At 65.9% G+C, this 19,962-nt stretch carries 18 protein-coding genes; 10 read left to right on the forward strand and 8 right to left on the reverse strand.

The genetic code is table 11. The annotated features are described in order from the left end of the window. The first annotated feature begins 1,563 nt into the window (after positions 1 to 1,563). Complete coding sequence (locus AC4BGE_RS12335) at positions 1,564 to 2,208, forward strand: glycosyltransferase family 4 protein (protein WP_490575463.1); 645 nt, start codon at positions 1,564 to 1,566, stop codon at positions 2,206 to 2,208. 37 nt (positions 2,209 to 2,245) lie between these two features. Here the strand turns inward: AC4BGE_RS12335 and AC4BGE_RS12340 are convergent, their stop codons facing one another. The 3 genes from AC4BGE_RS12340 to AC4BGE_RS12350 form a co-directional block, all read right to left on the reverse strand. After that, positions 2,246 to 2,956: a glycosyltransferase gene (locus AC4BGE_RS12340; protein ID WP_490575464.1), complete on the reverse strand. Its 711-nt coding sequence runs from the start codon at positions 2,954 to 2,956 to the stop codon at positions 2,246 to 2,248. Positions 2,957 to 3,345: 389 nt separating this feature from the next. After that, positions 3,346 to 4,452 (reverse strand): glycosyltransferase, encoded by a 1,107-nt coding sequence (locus AC4BGE_RS12345; protein WP_490575465.1) that lies wholly within the window; start codon positions 4,450 to 4,452, stop codon positions 3,346 to 3,348. Continuing rightward, positions 4,452 to 4,997 (reverse strand): LbetaH domain-containing protein, encoded by a 546-nt coding sequence (locus AC4BGE_RS12350; RefSeq protein ID WP_490575466.1) that lies wholly within the window; start codon positions 4,995 to 4,997, stop codon positions 4,452 to 4,454. The genes AC4BGE_RS12345 and AC4BGE_RS12350 overlap by 1 nt, the downstream gene beginning before the upstream one ends. Positions 4,998 to 5,182: 185 nt before the next feature. On the opposite strand from AC4BGE_RS12350, the gene AC4BGE_RS12355 reads away from it, so the two are divergent. From AC4BGE_RS12355 to AC4BGE_RS12365, 3 genes are read left to right on the forward strand one after another with little or no spacing between them, the layout of a single operon-like run. Continuing rightward, a complete protein-coding gene (locus AC4BGE_RS12355; protein ID WP_490575467.1) occupies positions 5,183 to 6,412 on the forward strand; it encodes a glycosyltransferase family 4 protein in 1,230 nt (409 codons plus the stop codon). Next, complete coding sequence (gene gmd, locus AC4BGE_RS12360) at positions 6,409 to 7,437, forward strand: GDP-mannose 4,6-dehydratase (RefSeq protein ID WP_490575468.1); 1,029 nt, start codon at positions 6,409 to 6,411, stop codon at positions 7,435 to 7,437. Before AC4BGE_RS12355 ends, gmd begins: the two co-directional genes overlap by 4 nt. Further along, the gene (locus AC4BGE_RS12365; protein ID WP_490575469.1) at positions 7,422 to 8,414 is read left to right on the forward strand and encodes a GDP-L-fucose synthase family protein; all 993 of its coding nucleotides are present in this window, start codon (positions 7,422 to 7,424) and stop codon (positions 8,412 to 8,414) included. The genes gmd and AC4BGE_RS12365 overlap by 16 nt, the downstream gene beginning before the upstream one ends. 68 nt (positions 8,415 to 8,482) lie before the next feature. Here the strand turns inward: AC4BGE_RS12365 and AC4BGE_RS12370 are convergent, their stop codons facing one another. Both AC4BGE_RS12370 and cysD read right to left on the reverse strand, forming a co-directional pair. Then, positions 8,483 to 9,784: a sulfate adenylyltransferase subunit 1 gene (locus AC4BGE_RS12370; protein ID WP_490575470.1), complete on the reverse strand. Its 1,302-nt coding sequence runs from the start codon at positions 9,782 to 9,784 to the stop codon at positions 8,483 to 8,485. Beyond that, positions 9,784 to 10,698: a sulfate adenylyltransferase subunit CysD gene (gene cysD, locus AC4BGE_RS12375; RefSeq protein WP_490575471.1), complete on the reverse strand. Its 915-nt coding sequence runs from the start codon at positions 10,696 to 10,698 to the stop codon at positions 9,784 to 9,786. The genes AC4BGE_RS12370 and cysD overlap by 1 nt, the downstream gene beginning before the upstream one ends. A gap of 220 nt (positions 10,699 to 10,918) precedes the next feature. Here cysD and AC4BGE_RS12380 point away from each other — a divergent pair, with 220 nt between their 5' ends. Both AC4BGE_RS12380 and AC4BGE_RS12385 read left to right on the forward strand, forming a co-directional pair. Next, the gene (locus AC4BGE_RS12380) at positions 10,919 to 11,323 is read left to right on the forward strand and encodes a hypothetical protein (protein ID WP_490575472.1); all 405 of its coding nucleotides are present in this window, start codon (positions 10,919 to 10,921) and stop codon (positions 11,321 to 11,323) included. Between the two features lie 106 nt (positions 11,324 to 11,429). Continuing rightward, positions 11,430 to 13,163 (forward strand): DUF4012 domain-containing protein, encoded by a 1,734-nt coding sequence (locus AC4BGE_RS12385; RefSeq protein WP_490575473.1) that lies wholly within the window; start codon positions 11,430 to 11,432, stop codon positions 13,161 to 13,163. A 19-nt stretch (positions 13,164 to 13,182) separates the two neighbouring features. On the opposite strand, the gene AC4BGE_RS12390 is transcribed toward AC4BGE_RS12385, so the two are convergent. The 3 genes from AC4BGE_RS12390 to cysC are packed head-to-tail and all read right to left on the reverse strand — an operon-like array spanning position 13,183 to position 17,417. Further along, on the reverse strand, positions 13,183 to 14,628 hold the full coding sequence (locus AC4BGE_RS12390) for a tyrosine-protein kinase domain-containing protein (protein ID WP_490575474.1): 1,446 nt from the start codon (positions 14,626 to 14,628) through the stop codon (positions 13,183 to 13,185). 3 nt (positions 14,629 to 14,631) lie between these two features. Then, positions 14,632 to 15,660: a sulfite exporter TauE/SafE family protein gene (locus tag AC4BGE_RS12395; protein WP_490575475.1), complete on the reverse strand. Its 1,029-nt coding sequence runs from the start codon at positions 15,658 to 15,660 to the stop codon at positions 14,632 to 14,634. After that, entirely contained in the window at positions 15,660 to 17,417 is a 1,758-nt protein-coding gene (cysC, locus tag AC4BGE_RS12400) for an adenylyl-sulfate kinase (RefSeq protein WP_490575476.1), read from the reverse strand. Before cysC ends, AC4BGE_RS12395 begins: the two co-directional genes overlap by 1 nt. A gap of 42 nt (positions 17,418 to 17,459) precedes the next feature. On the opposite strand from cysC, the gene AC4BGE_RS12405 reads away from it, so the two are divergent. From AC4BGE_RS12405 to AC4BGE_RS12420, 4 genes are all read left to right on the forward strand, one after another. Continuing rightward, positions 17,460 to 18,440: an asparaginase gene (locus tag AC4BGE_RS12405; protein WP_490575477.1), complete on the forward strand. Its 981-nt coding sequence runs from the start codon at positions 17,460 to 17,462 to the stop codon at positions 18,438 to 18,440. A gap of 60 nt (positions 18,441 to 18,500) precedes the next feature. Further along, complete coding sequence (locus AC4BGE_RS12410; RefSeq protein WP_489964000.1) at positions 18,501 to 18,908, forward strand: helix-turn-helix domain-containing protein; 408 nt, start codon at positions 18,501 to 18,503, stop codon at positions 18,906 to 18,908. A 6-nt stretch (positions 18,909 to 18,914) separates the two neighbouring features. Continuing rightward, the gene (locus AC4BGE_RS12415) at positions 18,915 to 19,505 is read left to right on the forward strand and encodes a hypothetical protein (RefSeq protein ID WP_489963999.1); all 591 of its coding nucleotides are present in this window, start codon (positions 18,915 to 18,917) and stop codon (positions 19,503 to 19,505) included. A 111-nt stretch (positions 19,506 to 19,616) separates the two neighbouring features. Continuing rightward, on the forward strand, positions 19,617 to 19,901 hold the full coding sequence (locus AC4BGE_RS12420) for a DUF2516 family protein (RefSeq protein ID WP_490575478.1): 285 nt from the start codon (positions 19,617 to 19,619) through the stop codon (positions 19,899 to 19,901). Positions 19,902 to 19,962: the final 61 nt, after the last annotated feature.

Genomic DNA, 19,962 nt, shown 5'->3' on the forward strand with positions numbered 1-19,962 from the left:
GGTGTTCCGGTTGCTGCCGCGCCGACGGGCGAGGCGGGTTCACAGAAGTAGACGGCGAGTCGGTGGCCACGTGGAGGCGCGGCGCCTTGACCTTTCAGAGGCCTGGTCCGGGTGAGCCGATCGGCGTAGCGCGTCGGGCAGTTGTCCCCGATGTCGATGAGGGTCTGGCGGACGGCGTCGGCGCTACAGTCGCGTCCGACGGGGGCGAGCATGACAGACCTGCTCGAGCATTCGACCTGCGTCGCGATCCCCGAATCCTGGGCGGCGCCGACGACGAGCTCACTTTCCGAGGCCCGGCACGGTGCGGTCTTCGACTTCGGCCGGGGCCTCGCTGGTCAGTGCCATCGGTGCCATCGGGTCGACGAACCGCGGCCGGCGGCTGTTGTCGACGCTGTTCTGGGGCGCGAGAACTGCTCAGCCGCGGCGCAGTCGCTTCGCCAGTCGTGTTCTAGCTCGCCACGGGCGTGGCCGCAAATTGCCTTGTACATCGTCTGGTGCTTACGCACATCTCTGTCAACGGCAATCTGGGGGTCAGTTTTCGCGTGCCGTCGACATCGACAATCTCCGGGCGGTCGACAACGTCCTCGATCATTTGATGACTGATCTGCTCGAGCGGCCGCTTGTTCGGCTCGTCTGAACGTCCCCAGTACTTCAGGGCAGGCGATCAGCTACGCCTCGCGTGGGCGTGCCCGCCTCTGGACCGATGCCCAAACCCATGGGAGCGGCGACTCAGGACCTTCCCGCTGAACCGCGGTGCATCCGCGGGGTGCCATACCTCCTACTGAGGGGCTCGTGGGGCACGAGAATCCACGGGTCAGCCGTTCGGGACCTGGGACGCACAACCCGTTGACCTCGTGCGACCGATGGATCGCGCACCTCACGCAATCCATGGGGCAGACCACCCGGGGCGGGCGTGACGATCGCAGAAATCGCCACGACTTTCCCATAGCAGACGAAGCCGTTCTGAGGCACAGGTACCTCTGTCTTCGCAAACCGCTCATTGACAGCGTCGTACTCGTCAGTAGTGCACACTGTCGAGGCGCTTTCAGCCCGGCATGCAGCCTCAACGCGGCGAACCAGGAGTCGTAGATGAACGGTCAAAGGGAACAGTCGACGCGTCAGGTCCTGTGGCTCACCAATATGGCTGCGCCGTACCGCGTGCCGCTGTGGCGGCACCTTTCGCATCGACACGACCTCACGGTCGGGCTGCTCGAATCAAACGAAACCATCCGGGCTGGCGAAGCCGGTAGACCCAATGATTGGGAGCATAGCGAATCTCACGGAGTGAAATACGTAGAGCTCCCAGCGATCCGCGCGAGCCGAGGGCCTCACCGGCATTACGTCATACGAAGCCTCATCGGTTCAAAGTGGGTGCCTCGCAGGGGAGTTGTGATCCTGGGGGGATGGGAATCCCCCGCCTATTTCCAAGTTCTGCTCGCGGCCAGGTTTAAGGGGTCTCGCGTCATCGCATTCTACGAAAGTACACTAGAGTCGCAACGATGGCGAAAGGGGCCGATTCCATTTGCGCGACGCATCTTTTTTCGGGCGATGTCGTGCGTCGTCGTGCCGGGCATCGCCGCTGCGGCGGCCGTCGAGGCCATGGGTGTACCGCCGGAGCGGATTCGAGTGGGTTTCAACTCCGTAAACACTTCGGCCTTCTTTCAAGCTCAGAAGACACGCTCAAATGTCTCGCGCGTCGGACATGCGTTCATTTACGTCGGTCAGTTAATCCCGCGGAAGCGTGTTCTAGAGATCATCCGCGCTTTTGAACAAGTAGCAAGGCCGGACGACACTTTAACCATAGTTGGCACCGGTCCGTTAAAGGCAAGGATCGTCGAATACTTGACTTCCCGGGAGATATCGGAGCGCGTCCAAGTCGTGGGGCATATCAACAACGCTGACTTGCCGGAGGTGCTTGCCAATCACGACACTCTGATTCTGGCTTCCTCTGAAGAGGTCTGGGGATTGGTCGTGAACGAGGCTCTGGCAGCCGGGCTCCACGCGGTAGTATCCGCACAGTGTGGGGTGCTCGACTCGGTGCGCGATATGCGTGGAGTCTTCCCTGTCGCCCCGAATCTTTCGAACCTGACGCAGCAAATGATCTACTCCCGCGAACAGTTCGACGAACCGATTAGTGATCCAGAAATCCTGCAGTTTACTCCCGAAGTGTTCGCAGAGGTGATTTGCACTGCAATCGATGGGAATTAGGTGCGCCCACACTGCCTCGCATGCAGAGATAGCAAAATCAACGGCTGAGCATTGTGGTTATACCGGAAGCAAACGACGAAACCATTCGCTCGAGGGTTGGGGGTGCCGATAGAGTGGCGGGCGGGGCGGAGCAGACCGCCATGATGAGATCCGCAAAGTCGCCCGGATCAGAAGTGGTGGTGAATAGATCCCTTCCAGGGACCAAGTACTCCGCTTCCGGCGCATGGTACGCCCAGTCAGACGTGACAAGTGGCAGACCGAGCACCAGCGCATCAACAGCGGTTAATCCGATTCGTCCGGGGTTCACCAAGACTGACGATGCGGCGCCGGCGATAGCTTTGAGGCGCGCATCTGCCTGCCCAAGGAGTACCACCTGCCCCCGCTCCGACGCTGGGGTCAGGCGTTCCCGCTCAACACCCAACCCGCAGACGAGAAGCTTGAATGGAATACCCCGAGCCCACAGGAGATCTAGGGACGCCGCCAGTAGGTCAACTCGCTTGTCCGCGTCAAGGCCACCCAAGTACAAGCCGGTCGGCGTGTCGCCTATGCCTAGGGCATCACGGAAGGAAGAAATCTCAGTCGCCCTTAGTTGAGCGCGCGCGGTCTCCAGTTCACCTGTATCGATTGTATTGCCGACCGAGGTGACTCGTTCAGTTGGTACGCCGCGTGACTTGGCCTCGGCTGCTCCGGCATCCGTGTAGGCGAAAACGTGGTTTGCCCGTTTGATCAGCCTTGTCTCGATGGCCACATCTAGACGGTTCGCCTCCTTGACGTAGTTGGCAATGTGCCCCCATAGTCCTACTCTAGTCCCCCGGATTTGTGCGAGCATTGCTAGATGCGTGTCAAGGCAGGAAGCAGCGGCGGGGACGATTACGGCATGCGCTTTCAGAATATGCGTGGCGGCGCCGTAGTATGTGAATTTCGCGAATGGTAGTGTCTTGACGCGCTGTTCCGTGCGGAGATGCCATGGTTGGTCCAATGCAGCGTCTCCTCGTTTCGCCTGATCTCCCGTTGCGGAGGGGGCGGCGACAACTAAGGAAACCCCCTGCCTTCGCAGTGTGCACTCTAAGGAATTGAAGAACGAAACCCGGTATAGTGGAACATAGGGCTGTACGATAAGAACTCGGCGCATCTAAATCAAATGGCCTCGGCGTAGATGGATTCAAGGGCAGTGCCCACCGATGCCATATTGAATCGAGTGGCAGCAAGATGTGCCGCCCGCTCTCCCATCCGAACACGCTCTGCCGGATTGCCGAGCATCTGGTCCAGGGCGTGAACCAAGGACTGGACGGATCCGTCGGTGACTAGCCCTGCCCCAGACGAGGCCACCGCGTCCGCAAGGCCACACGAGTCGGTAACGATCACTGGAGTACCGACCGATAGGGCCTCCAAGACGCTCATCGGATACGGCTCATCCACAGACGGGAGACAGTAGATTGCGGCAGAGGCCATATGGGCGAGCGTGTCTTCCGGCGGGACCGCACCTACCCATGTCAGGTTCTTAAGCCTCGACTCAGATATCAGTCTTGTTACGGCCGCCGCTTCCCCCTCGTCGGGGCCGGCAAGAAGCCAATGAGTATCTGGGTGCTTGTTCGCCAATTGCATGGCCGCCTTAACGAAATCGACGGGTCGTTTTCTCGATTGTAGCCTCGCGAGGAATAGCACATTCGGGCGGCGCGCGAATAATTGATCAGAAGGCAGAGGAACTCCGTTTCCGAGTTCCTTCATGTGTGCCAGCGGTCCAGCAACCTCTTCGACATCCCTACGTTCGCGCTGGGTCAAAAACAGGGCGGCGGAGGCGCTTCGCAAGATGGGACGGGTGAGGACAGCGTCGATAGGTCGAGCGAGCGGGTTGGTGCTCTTGTCGATCATTCCATGCGTTTGGACTACGACAGGCAGCCCTAGTCGTAGAGCTGTTGCGCCAATCGGCAATGTTACGAGGTCGCGTGCCAAGTGTACATGAACTACGTCGAACTGGCTCGCCTCCCTTTTGAGCCATCGGCGTAAGTGTGGCGAACTCAACCCCGCAAATCCGGTTCCCGGCACGATTCGCCGAACAGGGAACAGCCTGACGGGGATTGAGTCGAGTTCAGTAGGCACCTGAGCGTAGCCACGTTCACCGGCTGCGAATGTAACTTCATGCCCCAACTCCCGAAGTGTTCGGCATTGATTTATTGCTACTCGAACTGGGCCGCCGTATGCACCGTCTGGGCTGACAAGCGTCGCTACTTGGAGTATGCGCATCAGGATGCACGTCTCGTCTTGGCGGAAGGAGCCAGAATGAGAGAGTCGGCAAGAACGTCAGTCGTGACCAGGGCAGAGGCGCCTACTGTGGCTCGGCGTCCAATTGTGACGCCCCGCAAAACCGTGGCTCGCGCGGCAATCCACGCCCCATCTCCAACGACTATAGGGCCATTGTCAAACTCGAATGTTTTCGAATGTCTGTCATGGCTCCCGGTGCACAGCAGCACGTCTTGCGATACACACACATTGGCGCCGATGTCGATGGGCTCAAGATTCAACAGCCAAGAACCCTCGCCGATCCAAGAAGAATCACCGATTCGCAGCTTCCATGGCCAGTGAATCCTTACGCGGTGACGGACCAACACGTCCTCCCCCACGTCGGCACCGAACGCGCGCAGGAGCCAGACGCGACAGCGCGCAGGCATCCACCATCGCATGAACACGGATCCCGAGACCAGTAACCAAAGGGCCTGTGTGATTTTGCCGCGGCCAATGTCATAGCCAGCCCCGCTGAAGCCCGAAAGACTGCGAGTGGGTGAGTCCATGGGGCCATTCTACGGCGGTGCTGGAGAGGCTACGCGGAAGGGCGCCACGGCGCGAGACGCGAGTCTGACCATCGGGAGCACTGGTTGGGTTCTCTGTTCGTGCGCTAGGGCCACTAGCCTGACGGCATGGACAGAGCGAGAGGGTCTTCCCGATGAGACATGGTTTACGGGTCCTCATCATTGGCATGCATTACGCTCCTGAACCGAGCGGGAATGCTCCCTACACGACGAAGCTCGCCGAAGGGCTAGCTTCTAGGGGGCACGAGGTGCGGGTGATAACCGGAGTCCCGCACTACCCCAACTGGGAGATCTTTCCAAATTATGGGGCTTGGAGGGAGACACGGACTGAGCGCGGGGTCGAAATTACCCGCCTGTGGCATCCCGTTCCGAGCGACCCTACAACTGCTCGACGAATCATCATGGAGTCTGCGTTTGGGTTGCGCGCTGCTATTCAGAACTGGGGTACGACAGATGTCGTGATTCTGGTCAGTCCCGCGCTACTGTCCAGTGCCGTCAGTCTTTTGCGTGCTAGGTTGACGCGCCGCAGGTCCCCCGTCGGCATTTGGGTTCAAGATCTCTACTCCCGAGGCATAGCTGAGACGGGTGAGGTGGGGTCGACTATAGCGAGCGTCGTGGCTCGCATCGAAGCCCTCGCGGTGCGAACGAGCGATGGTGTGGCGGTTGTACATTCGCGGTTCCAGAATATCATGTGCGGAGAGTTCGGCTTGCCGGAGAAGAGTGTGCGTGTCATCCGCAACTGGAGCCACATGCAACCAGTCGATGCTGCTGATCGACAGGCCTTTCGCGCTCACTTTGGATGGAAGGATTCGGACGTGATCGCGCTCCACGCGGGAAATATGGGGGTCAAGCAAGGACTGGAGAACGTGATCAACGCGGCTCGATGCGCGGATGATCGCGTCTCGCAAGTGCGCTTCGTTCTGCTAGGCGGGGGAAATCAATTGCCCTCCCTTGTGTCGGCGAGCGCGGGCGTGCAACGCCTCGAATTCCTCCCGCCTCTTTCGGATGGTGATTACGGGAAAGCTCTCGCAGCCGCGGATGTTCTGTTGGTCAACGAGTTGCCGGGGGTTGCGGAAATGTCAGTCCCAAGTAAGTTGACTTCTTACTACACGAGCGGCCGGCCAATCATCGCTGCCACGGCCACAGGGAGTGTCACCGCAGGGGAAATCGCGCTATCGGGGGCGGGTGTCCGCGTCGAGCCTGGGGAGCCAGAGGCGCTCCTGACTGCAGTAGAATCAGTGGCGCGCGATAAGGACGCGACGGATGAGTTTGGCGACCGCGGCCGCGCTTTTTTTAGAGAACACCTTTCAGAGAGTGCTGCGCTCGACAGTTTCGAGAACTGGATTTCGGATCTCGTTGAGCGTCGCCCGTCGCGTAGATGGAGGAGCGTTACATGAAGAAGGCCCTGATTACGGGAATCACTGGGCAGGACGGCTCTTATCTCGCGGAGCTTCTGCTGGGCAAGGGATACGAGGTTCACGGACTCATCCGCCGCGCCTCAACCTTCAACACCTCGAGGATCGATCACCTCTACGTTGACCCGCACAACCCCGGAGCCAAACTCTTTCTCCACTACGGCGATCTGTCAGACGGGGCCCGCTTGGTGACGCTGCTCGGAGAGATCGATCCCGACGAGGTCTACAACCTCGCCGCGCAGTCGCACGTCCGAGTGAGCTTCGACGAACCCGAGCACACAGGCGACACCACCGGCATCGGTGCCATGCGTCTGCTGGAAGCAGTTCGGGTTGCGGGCGTGAAGTGCCGCTACTACCAGGCGTCCAGTTCCGAGATGTTCGGCGCTACCCCTCCTCCGCAGAATGAGGAGACGCCCTTCTATCCCCGCTCTCCCTACGGGGCGGCCAAGGTATATGCCTACTGGGTGACCAAGAACTACCGCGAGGGCTACGGCCTCTTCGCAACGAACGGCATCTTGTTCAACCACGAGTCCCCGCGCCGTGGCGAGACCTTCGTGACGCGCAAGATCACGCGCGCTGTCGCCCGCATCAAGGCAGGGCTGGACGAGCACGTCTACCTCGGCAACCTCGATTCGATCCGCGACTGGGGTTACGCCCCGGAGTACGTCGAAGGCATGTGGCGCATGCTTCAGGCCGACGAGCCGGATGACTACGTCCTCGCCACCGGCGGCAACTTCACGGTGCGGGACTTCGTCGTGACCGCCTTCGAGCACGCGGGCCTCGACTGGGAGAAGCACGTGAAGTTCGACGAGCGATACCTCCGTCCCACGGAGGTGGATGCTCTCGTCGGGGATGCGAGCAAGGCTGAGCGCAACCTGGGCTGGAAGGCGACGGTACAGACTGACGAGCTCGCCCGGATCATGGTCGACGCGGACGTCGAGGCACTCCAGCACGAAGGGCGGCACTGGATCGACCAGCCGACGCTCGAGGGGTGGCCGAAGTTCTGATGGGGGACATCGACTTCGTGCCGGGTGCACTAGACCGTAGTGCGACGACCTATATCGCCGGACATCGCGGAATGGTGGGGTCTGGGATCTGGCGCCAGTTGGAGGGCCGAGGGCACACCAACCTGGTGGGGAGATCCTCGAGCGAGCTCGACCTGAAGGAGCGGGGCGACGTCTTCGACTTCTTTGCCGAGACACGGCCCCGTTACGTGGTGTTGGCCGCGGCGAAGGTGGGCGGCATCCTCGCCAACGACACCTACCCGGTCGACTTCTTAAGCGAGAACCTCCGCATCCAGACCAACGTCATGGACGCCGCTCTGGAGCACGGCACCGAGCGCCTGCTGTTCCTTGGCTCGTCCTGCATCTACCCCAGACTGGCCGAGCAACCGATCCGTGAGGATTCACTCCTGACGGGGCACCTGGAGCCGACCAACGATGCCTATGCGATCGCCAAGATCGCCGGGATCCTCGGTGTTCAGGCAGTACGCCGTCAGTATGGGCGGCCGTGGATCTCCGCCATGCCCACCAACCTGTACGGCCCGGGTGACAACTTCTCCCCCACGGGGAGTCACGTCCTGCCCGCGTTGATCCGACGCTACGACGAGGCACGGGAGTCGGGCGCCGGAGTGGTCACCAACTGGGGGAGCGGATCGCCTCGGCGGGAATTCCTCCACGTCGATGACATGGCCGCAGCGTGCGTCCACTTGATGGAGCACTACGACGGACCCCAGCAGGTCAACGTTGGCACGGGTCGCGACGCCACCATCAAGGAGATTGCTAGCTTCGTGGCTGAGGCAGTCGGCTACCAGGGCAAGACCGAGTGGGATACCTCCAAGCCGGACGGCACGCCGCAGAAGCTTCTGGACGTGACCAAACTGCAGGAAGCGGGCTGGGAGGCGCAGATCGGCTTGCGCGAAGGAATTCAAGCAACGGTCGACTGGTATCGCGAGAACAGGGAGTCACTCCGCGAGGCTGGGTGACCTGAACAGGCTCCAAGACGACAGAAGCCCCGGGCCGAGGCCCGGGGCTTCTGCCATGCTCTGAGAGCTCAAGAGCCGGTGTTGATCATCCCTGCTCCGACGGTCACCCCGGTGGCCTCGTCGATCAGGATGAACGAGCCCGTCGTCCGGTTCTTCGCGTACGGGTCGCACAGCAAAGGCACCGTTGTGCGCAGCTGCACCCGCCCGATCTCGTTGAGCCCGAGCTCCTTGGTGTCCTGGTCCCGGTGCAGGCTGTTGACGTCCAAGCGGTACTGGATGTCCTTCACCATGGCGCGTCCGTTGCGGGTGGTGTGCTTGATGGCCAGCTTCTGACGCGGCCGCAGCGGCTCGTTGGTCATCCAGCAGATCATCGCGTCGATGTCCTGGCTGGGCTTGGGCGCGTTGTTGACGCGGGCGATCATGTCGCCGCGGCTCACGTCCACGTCGTCGGCCAGACGGATGGTGACCGACATGGGCGGGAAAGCCTGGTCGATCTCCTTGTCGAAGAGGTCGATCGCCTCGATGGTCGAGGTCATGCCGCTGGGCAGCACGATGACCTCGTCGCCCTTCTTCAGCACGCCGCCGGCGACCATGCCGGCGTAGCCGCGGTAGTCGTGGAAGGCGTCCGACTTCGGGCGCACGACGTACTGCACGGGGAAGCGGACGTCGACGAGGTCGCGGTCGGAGGCCACGTGCACGTGCTCGAGGTGGTGCATCAGCGTCGGCCCGTGATACCAGGGGGTGTTCTCGCTGCGGGTCACCACGTTGTCGCCGTTGAGCGCCGAGATCGGGATGACCTCGAGGTCCGGGATGTTGAGCTTGGTGGCGAACGTCGTGAACTCGTGGTGGATGCGCTCATAGATGGCCTCGTCCCAGTCGACGAGGTCCATCTTGTTGACGGCCAGCACGAGGTGCGGCACCCGCAGCAGCGACAGCAGCACCGCGTGACGGCGCGACTGCTCGGTCAGCCCGTGGCGGGCGTCGACCAGCACGAGACCCAGGTCGGCGGTGGAGGCTCCGGTGACCATGTTGCGGGTGTACTGGATGTGCCCGGGGGTGTCCGCGATGATGAACTTGCGGCTCGGGGTGGCGAAGTAGCGGTAGGCCACGTCGATGGTGATGCCCTGCTCGCGCTCTGAGCGGAGACCGTCGGTGAGCAGCGCCAGGTCGGTGTAGTCGTAGCCCTTGGACTGCGACGACGCCTCGACGGCCTCGAGCTGGTCTTCGAAGATCGACTTCGAGTCGAGCAGCAGGCGCCCGATCAGCGTCGACTTGCCGTCGTCGACCGAGCCGGCGGTGGCGAAGCGGAGCAGGTCCATCGGGGCCCGTCCCTCGTGCTTCTCGGCGACGGGAGAGATCTCGGGGCTCATCAGAAGTAGCCTTCCTTCTTGCGGTCTTCCATGGCCGCCTCGGAGAATCGGTCGTCACCGCGGGTCGCGCCGCGCTCGGTGACCCGGGCGATGGCGATCTCGTCGATGATCTCGGCTGTGGTGGACGCGGTCGACTCCACGCAGCCGGTCTGGGACTTGTCGCCCACCGTGCGGAAGCGGACCATCTTCTTCTCCACCGTCTCGTTGCCCTTGGGCTGCACGGCGTCGGAGAGGCTCAGCCACATGCCGTCGCGCTTGATGACCTCGCGCTCGTGGGCGAAGTAGATCGACGGGATCTCGATGCCCTCGCGGTCGATGTAGTGCCAGACGTCGAGCTCGGTCCAGTTGGAGATCGGGAAGATGCGCATGTGCTCACCCGGGTGGATGCGCCCGTTGTAGAGGCTCCACAGCTCGGGGCGCTGCATCTTGGGGTCCCACTGGCCGAACTCGTCGCGGTGGGAGTAGACGCGCTCCTTGGCACGGGCCTTCTCCTCGTCGCGGCGGCCGCCACCGAAGGCGGCGGTGAAGCCGCCCTCCTCGATGGCGTGCAGCAGGGTGCCGATCTGGAGGCGGTTGCGCGAGGTCTTGCCGTCGTCGACGACGACACCGCTCGCGATGGCCTCGTCGACACTCGCCACGATGAGCCGCACGCCCAGGCGGTTGACCCAGTTGTCGCGAGTGGAGAGCACCTCGTCGAAGTCCAGGCCGGTGTCGACCTGGAGGACGGGGAAGGGGATCTTCGCGGGGAAGAAGGCCTTCTCGGCCAGCCGCATCATCACGATGGAGTCCTTGCCGCCGGAGAACATCAGTACCGGCTTCTCGAACTCCGCAGCGACCTCGCGGAAGATGTGGATCGACTCCGCCTCCAGCTGGTCGAGCTGACTCAGCTGGTAGTCGGCGTGGGTGTGGGTCATGACTGACTAGCGCCTCTCGTCGGAACAGCAGCCCACATGCTAGCCCCGCCCCCGGAGGACCCGGACATCCCGGCCCGAGCGTGGGCCAGTTGTTAACTCTGGGTGACATTGTGTCCAGATAGCGCGAGTGATGTGCACGATCCAATCCCGTCACGTAGGGTCGGGCGCAGACCTTCCAATATCAATAAACTCTGACGCCTTTCACATGGGGGACGTACACATGAAGAAGCTCATCGCCGGTGCCGCAACCGCTGGCCTCCTGACCGCCGCCGGCCTTGTCGGCGCCGCGACCACCGCCACCGCCGCGCCCTACCCGCCCAGCGTCGAGACCGTCGTGAAGCCCAAGGTCCCCAACGTGATCACCCCCGGCAAGCCGGTGCGGTTCAAGATCAACATCGCGACTGTCGGCAACGCCAAGGCCAAGGGCAAGATCACCTTCGTGGTCCGCAAGCCCAACGGCAAGAAGGTCAAGACGGTCACCCGCAAGTACTCCGGCTCGGGCAACTTCGGCATCGGCAAGCTCCCGCGCGGCAACTACAAGGTCGCCGTCAAGTTCAAGTCCGCCAAGAACTCGGTGTTCAAGAACTCGCGCGAGACCGTGAACTTCAAGGTCGGCGCCCGCTGATCGATCGCTCCTCACGAGCGACCCAGAAGGCCTCGTCTCCCTCGGGAGGCGGGGCCTTCTGTCTACGCTGAGCCCACTTCACCAACCACCGATGAAGGAACTGTGAGTGTTCACCCTGCGCCGTGCCCTGGGACTGCTCCTTGTCGTGCTCCTGCTGACCGTGGGGTACGCCGCCTGGGTCGGGTGGCAGCTCAAGGGGGACCTCGAGGCGGCCGAAGGTGACGCGCGCGGGCTGCAGGCCGCGATCCAGGCTGACGACCGCGAGGACGCTGAGTCAGCTGCGAGCGACCTCGAGGAGTCGAGCTCCGCGGCCCGGAGGCGAGCCGACGGTGTCGTCTGGAGTGTCGCTGGATATCTTCCGGTCGTCGGCGACGACGCACGCGGTGTGCGTGCGTTGGCGCGTTCGCTCGAGACCCTCGCGGTTGATGCAGTGCCTCCCCTCCTCAAGACCTCGGAGCTCTTGCGGGAGGTGAGCGGCGGCAACGGGGTGAGCCTGTCGGCAGTGAGCGCGCTCGGGGCCCCGGTCCAGGAGGCGGCTACCGCCCTCGCGGACGCGGCAGACGACGTCTCCGGCATCGACAGCGACGGTTTCGTCTCGGCGCTGCGTGATCCCTTCGAGGAGTACGCCGAACTGGTGACAAGTGCAGACCGCGGGTTCGGTGCCGCGACCACCGCGACCGAGCTCCTGCCGGGCATGCTCGGCGGGTCAGGCTCGCGGGACTACTTGGTGGTCTTCCAGAACAACGCCGAGATCCGCGCCGGCGGAGGCCTGCCGGGTGCCTGGGCACATCTGCGGACCGATGGTGGTCGCATCGCCATGGTCGAGCAGGGCTCCACCTCCGACTTCCCCGAACGGGCCGCTCCCGTGCTGCCGATCACCCCGGCGGAGCGGGAGATCTACGACGTGCAGCTCGGCACCTACTGGCACGACGCCAACTTCACCCCGCACTTCCCGCGCGCTGCCGACCTGTGGCGCGCGCACTTCGAGGACGGCCGCGACATCGAGCTCGACGGCGTCCTCAGCCTCGACACCGTCGCGCTCTCCTACCTGCTCAAGGGGACGGGACCCGTCTCCGCAGCCGGGGTGACCATCGATGCGGACAACGCCGTCGACCAGCTGCTCCACCAGACCTACCGAGACCTGGAGGACCCAACCGCCCAGGACGCACGGTTCCAGACGATGGCGGTTGCGATCTTCGACGCGGTCACGGGGGAGCCCGAGTCGCCGATGGACCTGGCGGCCGGGTTCGGTCGGGCGGGCCGCGAGGGGCGTTTCCTCATGCACTCGTTCGTGGCAGTCGATCAGGAGAAGCTGGCCGGGACTGCCGTGGCTGGCGAGCTGGAGTCCGAGCAGTCGGAGACCCCGTTCGTCGACGTGACCCTGGACGACGCCACCGGCTCCAAGATGTCCTACTACCTGCGCCACGGTGTGAAGGTCCGCGCGGAGTCCTGTGCTGGGGGCCGCCAGCGGCTCGCCGGGTCGCTGCGACTCGGGTCCACGATCTCGCGGGCCGAGGTGGAGGACCTTCCCGCCTACATCTCGGGCGGGGGGATCTACGGCACCGACCCCGGGTCCCAGCTTGTGCTGACGCGGATCTATGGGCCCGTCGGTGGCGAGATCTCGGACGTCAAGTTCGACGGGGAGCCGGTCGACGTGGAGACGGTCGAGCTCAACGGGCGTCCGGTGGCGTCGTTGGTCGCCCTCCTCACCCCGACCGACAACGTCGACGTCACCTGGCGGATGTCCACGGGTGACGGACAGACGGGAGGCGGGGTCGTGGGAGTGACGCCGAGCATCGTCTCCGGAGACGCCGACACCGCCTTCGACTCGGCCTGCTGAGCCGGGGCGGAAGCCTTCGTCAGGCGGAAGCCTTGGCGGTCTTCCGTCCCTGCTTGGGCTGCACCTCGACGTCGGGTGCGTAGCCGTAGCCATACCCGTAGCCGTAGCTCCCCAGGCCCTTGCGCCGCGGGACCATGTTGAGCACCAGGCCCACGGTCCGGGCACCGACAGCGTCCAGGCGCTCGACCGCGTGGGCCAGCTGGTCCTTGGTGGTCTTGCCGTGCCGAGCCACCAGGAGCGCGCCGTCCGCCTGCGCGGCGATCAGCGCCGCGTCCGTGACGGGGAGCAGGGGCGGCGCGTCCAGGATCACCAGATCGAAGCGGGAGCGCAGGGACGCCAGCAGCTCCGCCATCGCGTGCGACTGGAGGAGCTCCGACGGGTTCGGGGGAATCGCGCCGCTGGGGAGGACGGTGATGCCCGACTCGTGCTCCTGGAGGGCGTCGTCAAGCGAGACCTTGCCGACCAGGGCGGTGGTCAGCCCGATCGTGTTGTCCAGGCCAAGGGCCCACGCGAGGCGCGGGCGGCGGAGATCCGCCTCCACCACCACGACCTTGGAGCCGGTCTGTCCCATGGCCAGGGCCAGGTTCGCCGAGGTGGTGGTCTTCCCCTCGCCCGGCACGGAGCTGGAGACCACATAGACGCGCCCGCCGTCCTGGTCGACGTCGACGAACTGCATGTTGGTCCGCAGCACCCGGAAGGCCTCCACCCGAGGCGCGTGCGGCTCGAGCGAGGTGATCAAGGGCCGCTTAGGTGCGGCACTGTCGAAGGTGATGGAGCCGAGGACCGGCGCGTTGCCCGCGGCGGTGGCCTGCTCGCTCGTCTTCACGGTGTTGTCGAGCACCTCGCGGAGCACGGCGATCCCGAGCCCGAGGAGGAGGCCGAGGACGCCGGCGAGGCCGTAGTTGCGGAGCGGCTGCGGAGAGACGGGGGTGTCGTCGAACGAGGCGTCGTCCACCACCGTCGCCTTGATGGGAGCTGCCATGTCCTCGCCGGAAGGTGTCTCCAGCTCCCGGATGAGGTCCTGGAGCTCTTCCACATAGGCCTGAGCCAGGTTCTGCGCCGCGCGAGGATCAGGGTCCGTGGCGGTGATGGAGAGAATGACGGTCTCGGGCACCACGCCCGCGCTCACCCGGTCGGGGAGCCCACTGATCTCGTCCTCGTCCAGGTCGAGGCGCTGCCCCACGACCTCGGCGAGCTCCCGACCACCGACCAGATCGGCGTAGGAGGCGACCCGCTGGGTGGCGAAGAGGTTGCCCTGGTAGGCCTGGGAGGTGTCCGACTGGCTGGTGGAGACGAAGAGTCGGGCACTCGAGGAATACTGCGGGGTCGCGTTGAGCGTCAGGAGAGCGGCGACCCCCAGACAGACGGCCACGGTTCCGAGGATGAACATCCAGCGGCGTTGGACGATGCGCCAGTAGTCGCGGAGTTCCACACTTCCCCTTAGTGTCAGCCGACCTGAGCGCACAGCCTAACGGCCGGGGTCCTTTTTCATGCCAACCAGGCCGGGACGGTACGACGGGTCCTCCAGCTGAGCCACCGTCGGCGAGCCGAACATCGGCAACCCCGTGGTCCTGCGGATGAGGCCCCACACCAGCGGCACCAGCACCACCATGACCAGCCCGGCCGCGGCGACCAGCATCGGTGAGGTCTCGTCCTCGCCGGCCCCCAGGGGCGCCCAGCCCGCCTTGTCGAGCAGCGCGACGCCCGACATGGTCAGCACCACCACGATGGCGCGGCGGATCAGCGACTGCGGCACCCGCGGCGCCAGCTTGCTGCCGAGGATGGTGCCGGGCACCGAGCCGAGGACCAGCGGGATCAGGATGCCCCAGTCGAGCCCGTGGATGGCGATGTTGGAGATGGCGGCCGCCAGCACCAGCGGCACCGCCTGCACCAGGTCGGTGCCGACCAGCTTCACCGCCGACAGTCCGGGATAGAGCATGAGCAGCGAGATCATGATGACCGACCCAGAGCCCACGCTGGTGACCCCCACGAGCAGGCCCCCGGCCATGCCGACCAGCAGGGTGGGCAGCGGGCGGATCACCGGGTTGTCGTCGACCACGTGGTTGCCGGCGCGCACGCGGAGCAGGTTGATGTAGAGACGCAGCGCGTAGGTGAGCGCCGCCAGCAGCAGCGCGAAGCCGATGCAGAGCTTGAGCGTCCGGTCGAGCTGCTCGGGGCTGTCGGTGAACCACGAGACCAGGTAGGGCCCCAGCAAGGCGGTGGGCACCGAGCCGATCACCAGCCACATCGCCAGCCGCATGTTGGGGGAGCCCTCGCGCTTGTGCACGATCGCGCCACCGGTCTTGTAGACCGCGGCCGCGGTGAGGTCGGCGGTGACGACCGTCGCGGTCTCCCCGACGCCCAGGAAGATGAGGGCAGGGGTCATCAGCGCCCCGCCGCCCATCCCGGTCAGGCCGACGACGGTCCCGACGATGAAGCCGGCCGCCAGGATCGAGAAGAAGGCCCCGGTGAGGACGTCTCCGCTGAGCCAGTCCATCAGGAGTCCTTCACCTCGGTCAGCGCTGGGATGACCACGCCGAGGTGGCGGTCGATGAGGTCGGCGCAGGCGCGGGCCGCGTCGGCGCCGCGACGGTAGGGGTCGGGGATGTCGAGCGCGGCGTCCGGGGCGCTGCGCCGTCGACCCAGCTCCTCGATGAGCGCCCGGCCGCGTAGGTCGCTGGCGGCGGCGGCCTCGGCGAACTGGCCCAGGGTGAAGACCTTGCGGAAGGCCTCCGGGTGCTCCTCGAGCACGAAGCCCCGGTGGGTGCTCTCGGCAGTCAGGATGAGGTCGGCGTCGGCGACCAGGTCGCGGGAGAGCGGACGGCTGGCGAAGGTGTCGTGGGCGGTGCCCTCGGCGAGGACGGCGGCCATCTCGGCGTCGAGCGGCTCCCTGTCGTGCCCGTGCGTACCGGCGCTGGCGAACTCGACGCCGGTGCGGCCGGCGACGAGCCGCCGGGAGGTGACCTCGGCGTACGCCGACCGGCAGATGTTGGCGGTGCAGACGAAGAGCACCTTCAGCGGCTCCTCGGCGGGGGTGACCACCGCCGCGCCGGGCAACGGGCCGTCGCTCAGCACGAGGTGACCGGAGGCGGCGAGCCCGCGGAGCACGTCGTCGAGCGCGTCGTCGATGGTCCGGCCGGTGGTGTCCACCCGGACGGCGGCATCCTCCGGCTCCTCGTAGGGGGAGGAGATGCCGGTGAACTCCGGGATCTCGCCGCGGCGCGCCTTGGCGTAGAGGCCCTTGCGGTCCCGCCGCTCGCACTCCTCCAGGGGCGTGGCGACGTGGATGAGGAAGAACTCCCCGCCGGCCTCCTCGACCATCTCGCGCACCTGCTGCCGGGTGGAGTCGAAGGGGGCGATCGGGCTGCAGACGGCGACGCCACCGTGGCGGGCGATCTCGGCGGCCACCCAGCCGATGCGGCGGATGTTGGTCTCGCGGTCTTCCTTCGAGAAGGTGAGCCCGGCCGACAGGTTGCGGCGCACCACGTCACCGTCGAGTGAGGTGACGGTGCGGGTGCCCTGCTCCAGGATGCGGTCGGTCAGCGCGCGGGCCAGCGTCGACTTGCCGCTGCCCGAGAGGCCGGTGAAGAAGAGGACGAGCCCCTGCCGTCCGGGCTCGGGACGGTCGAAGTCGACGATCGCCGCGATCTCGTCGGGGTGGTCGTCGTCCGACGGAGCGGCCAGGCCGTGGATCGGGTCGCCCTGGGCGTAGTTGTCCACCACCCGCACGCCGAGCTCGTGGTCGAGGTCGGCGTCCCCGTGCGAGGCGAACGGAACGACCACGACGACCGCGTCCGGGAGCAGCGCGGCGGCGGCCAGGCTGGCGCGGACCAGGGCGACGGGGGAGAGGGTCGGGGCGCCGGCGCCGGCCAGGGCGAGGAGCAGCACCGGCCCGAGGCCCGCGAGCTCGTCGAGCTGAGCGGTGGTCAGGGCGTCGGTGACCGGGACGACGGTGCGCCCGGCGTAGCGCTCCCGCACCTGCGCCGGGGAGAGGTAGTGGTCGCGGAACGGCCCGAACTGGGCGTGGGTGAGCGGCTCCACCGTGGTCCCGGAGACCCGCGCGAGGGGCAGCCCCTCGGGGTCGACCAGCTCGACGGTCTCGGCGTCCTGCAGCGCCGCGGGCAGCGTCAGGGTGATCGGACTCCCCGGCTCGTTGAACCCCGTGGTGGGCGCGAACGCCCCCGAGACCAGGAGCTCGAGGTCGTCGAGCTCCGCGGGAGTAGGGCAGTGCTGGGGCGGCGAGGAGGCGGACACGCGCGACATCCTCTCAAAGGCGCGGTCGTTAACCTGACCGACATGTCCACCCCCGCCCTCGTGGCCGAAGTCGTCCGTTCCGGATTCGTCGAGGGGCACCACCACGGGTCGGTGGTCGCCCTCGCCGCCGACGGCTCGGCGGAGTGGTCGGTCGGCGACGTGACCGGCCAGATCCTGCCGCGCTCGTGCAACAAGCCGATCCAGGCGCTCGCCATGGTGCGGCTCGGGCTCGACCTGCCTCCCGAGCTGCTCGCGCTTGCCTCGGCCTCCCACTCGGGGGAGCCCTTCCAGATCGAGGGGGTGCGGCGCATCCTGGCCGGTGCAGGGCTGGACGAGACCGCGTTGCAGACCCCGCCCGACCTCCCGTTGGACGACGCCACGAAGGAGGCGGCCCTGCGCCAGGGCGCCGAGCCGGCACCGGTGCTGATGAACTGCTCGGGCAAGCATGCCGCGATGCTCGCGACCTGCGTGCTGCGCGGGTGGGACACCGCGACCTACCTCGCTCCCGAGCACCCGCTGCAGCGCGCCATCGCCGAGACGTTCGCGGAGCTGACGGGCGAGCCGGTCGAGGTCGTCGCGGTCGACGGGTGCGGGGCGCCGCTGCTCTCCACCTCGTTGACCGGCCTGGCCCGAGCGTTCCGGGCGCTGGCCGTCGCCGACTCCGGACCCGAGCACCGGGTCGCGGAGGCGATCAGGTCCCACCCGACCTACGTCTCCGGCACCACCCGCGACGAGGCGACACTGCTCACCGCTATCCCGGGCGCGATCGGGAAGGCCGGCGCCGAGGCCTGCTACGCGGTGGCCCTGCCCGACGGGCGCGCGTTCGCGCTCAAGATCGACGACGGGGGCGCCCGCGCGCGGCCGGTGGTGATGGCGGCGGCGCTTGCCCGCTCGGGGGTGCTGGGCGAGTCGGGCGTGGACGGCGAGGCCGTCCGGGCGACCGGGAGAGCCGAGTTGCTCGGCGGCGGGCGGGTGGTCGGCGAGGTCCGCGCCTGTCTGCCCACCGGCATACCAAATTTGTGAGTGTCGTGACTCACTCCCGCCGTGCTTGCAACTGCTAACTATTGCTAGCACGATGAGGGTGTGGCCAAGGGGAAGATAGGGGAGCTGGGGGAGTACCTCAGGGAGCAGCGGCTCGCATCCAAGCTGTCGCTCCGTCAGCTCGCTGACCTGGCGGGCGTCTCCAACCCCTATCTCAGCCAGATCGAGCGTGGTCTGCGCAAACCCTCGGCCGACGTGCTCCAGCAGATCGCGAAGGCACTGCGCATCTCGTCCGAACAGCTCTACGTGCAGGCAGGGATCCTCGACCCGCGCGAGGGTCACGAAGGCGCCACCGAGACCGCCATCCTGGGCGATCCCAGGCTCACCGAGCGGCAGAAGCAGTCGCTGCTCGACGTCTACACCTCCTTCCTGGCGCTCAACGCCGGGGAGGGCTCAGCTCGACCGCCGGAGACTCCGACCGCCGAGGCTCCATCCACCGAAAGGGAGTGAACGATCATGGCCAAGACCACGACCAAGTTCGACGTCAGGACCGGGGCCGCGAAGGTCTTCTACGCCGGGGTCGGCGTCAACGACCTCGCGGTCGAGAAGGTGCGTGACTACGTCGCCGACGTGCAGGCTCGCGTCGCGAAGGTGCAGAAGGACGTCACCAGCCTCGACCTCGACCTCAACGCCCTGCGCGCCCGCATCGAGGCGCGCGTCTCCGAGCTGCAGGCCGACGCCAAGACCTACCCCGCCAAGGTGCAGGCCCTCCTCGACGAGAACGTCGACACCGCCACCGAGACCTACGCCGAGCTGGTCAAGCGCGGGGAGGTGCTCGTCGGCCGGATCCGCCGCCAGCAGTCCACCCAGGCGACCGTGAAGCAGGCCAAGTCGACCAGCGCCAAGGCCAAGACCACGACGACGCAGGCCAAGAAGACCGGCTCCGCGGCGAAGAGCACCGCCAAGAAGGCGGTCAAGTCGACCCCGGCCAAGAAGAAGGCCTCCACCACCAAGTCGTCGGCCAAGGCCACCGCCACCACCGCGGCTCAGACCGCAGCCGCGGCGACCAACGCCGTCACCGACGCCGCCAAGAAGGTCGGCGACTGAAGGAACGGTCACGAGGCGCAGCTGATGCTCTTCTGACCACGCGGCACGACACGGGAGCCCCGGGCGCGGACGCGCCCGGGGCTCCCGTGCGTCAGCACGTATCCTGACCCTGTGGACTTCTTCGCGTTTCAGGGCGGCCTCATGCTGGTCGTCTTCCTCGGCCTGCTGCTGGTGAAGGGGTTCGCCTTCGTCACGTCGCTGATGTTCTCCGCGGAGGCCTACGAGGCGGCCGGCAAGCTGACCAAGGTGACCTGGTGCCTGATCCTGGGCCTGGGCTTCGTCGCCGCGCTGGTGCTGCCGGGGGTGCTCGGACTGATCAACATCGCCTTCACCATCGCGGCCTTCGTCTACCTCGCCGACGTGCGGCCCGCGCTCCAGAGCGTGACCAGGCGCTGACCAGGCGCGGGCGTGCGACCCCCGTCACGCTACCGTTGGCCGGCAACACACCAGACGGAAC

Source organism: Nocardioides sp. Z50_6, assembly GCF_058215755.1.

Excerpts from the sequence above, each read along its gene's own strand:
- AC4BGE_RS12345 (WP_490575465.1), bottom strand. The coding sequence starts at position 4,452 with ATGCGCATACTCCAAGTAGCGACGCTTGTCAGCCCAGACGGTGCATAC.
- AC4BGE_RS12350 (WP_490575466.1), bottom strand. The coding sequence starts at position 4,997 with ATGGACTCACCCACTCGCAGTCTTTCGGGCTTCAGCGGGGCTGGCTAT.
- AC4BGE_RS12355 (WP_490575467.1), top strand. The coding sequence starts at position 5,183 with ATGCATTACGCTCCTGAACCGAGCGGGAATGCTCCCTACACGACGAAG.
- gmd (WP_490575468.1), top strand. The coding sequence starts at position 6,409 with ATGAAGAAGGCCCTGATTACGGGAATCACTGGGCAGGACGGCTCTTAT.
- AC4BGE_RS12370 (WP_490575470.1), bottom strand. The coding sequence starts at position 9,784 with ATGAGCCCCGAGATCTCTCCCGTCGCCGAGAAGCACGAGGGACGGGCC.
- cysD (WP_490575471.1), bottom strand. The coding sequence starts at position 10,698 with ATGACCCACACCCACGCCGACTACCAGCTGAGTCAGCTCGACCAGCTG.
- AC4BGE_RS12380 (WP_490575472.1), top strand. The coding sequence starts at position 10,919 with ATGAAGAAGCTCATCGCCGGTGCCGCAACCGCTGGCCTCCTGACCGCC.
- AC4BGE_RS12395 (WP_490575475.1), bottom strand. The coding sequence starts at position 15,660 with ATGGACTGGCTCAGCGGAGACGTCCTCACCGGGGCCTTCTTCTCGATC.
- AC4BGE_RS12405 (WP_490575477.1), top strand. The coding sequence starts at position 17,460 with ATGTCCACCCCCGCCCTCGTGGCCGAAGTCGTCCGTTCCGGATTCGTC.
- AC4BGE_RS12415 (WP_489963999.1), top strand. The coding sequence starts at position 18,915 with ATGGCCAAGACCACGACCAAGTTCGACGTCAGGACCGGGGCCGCGAAG.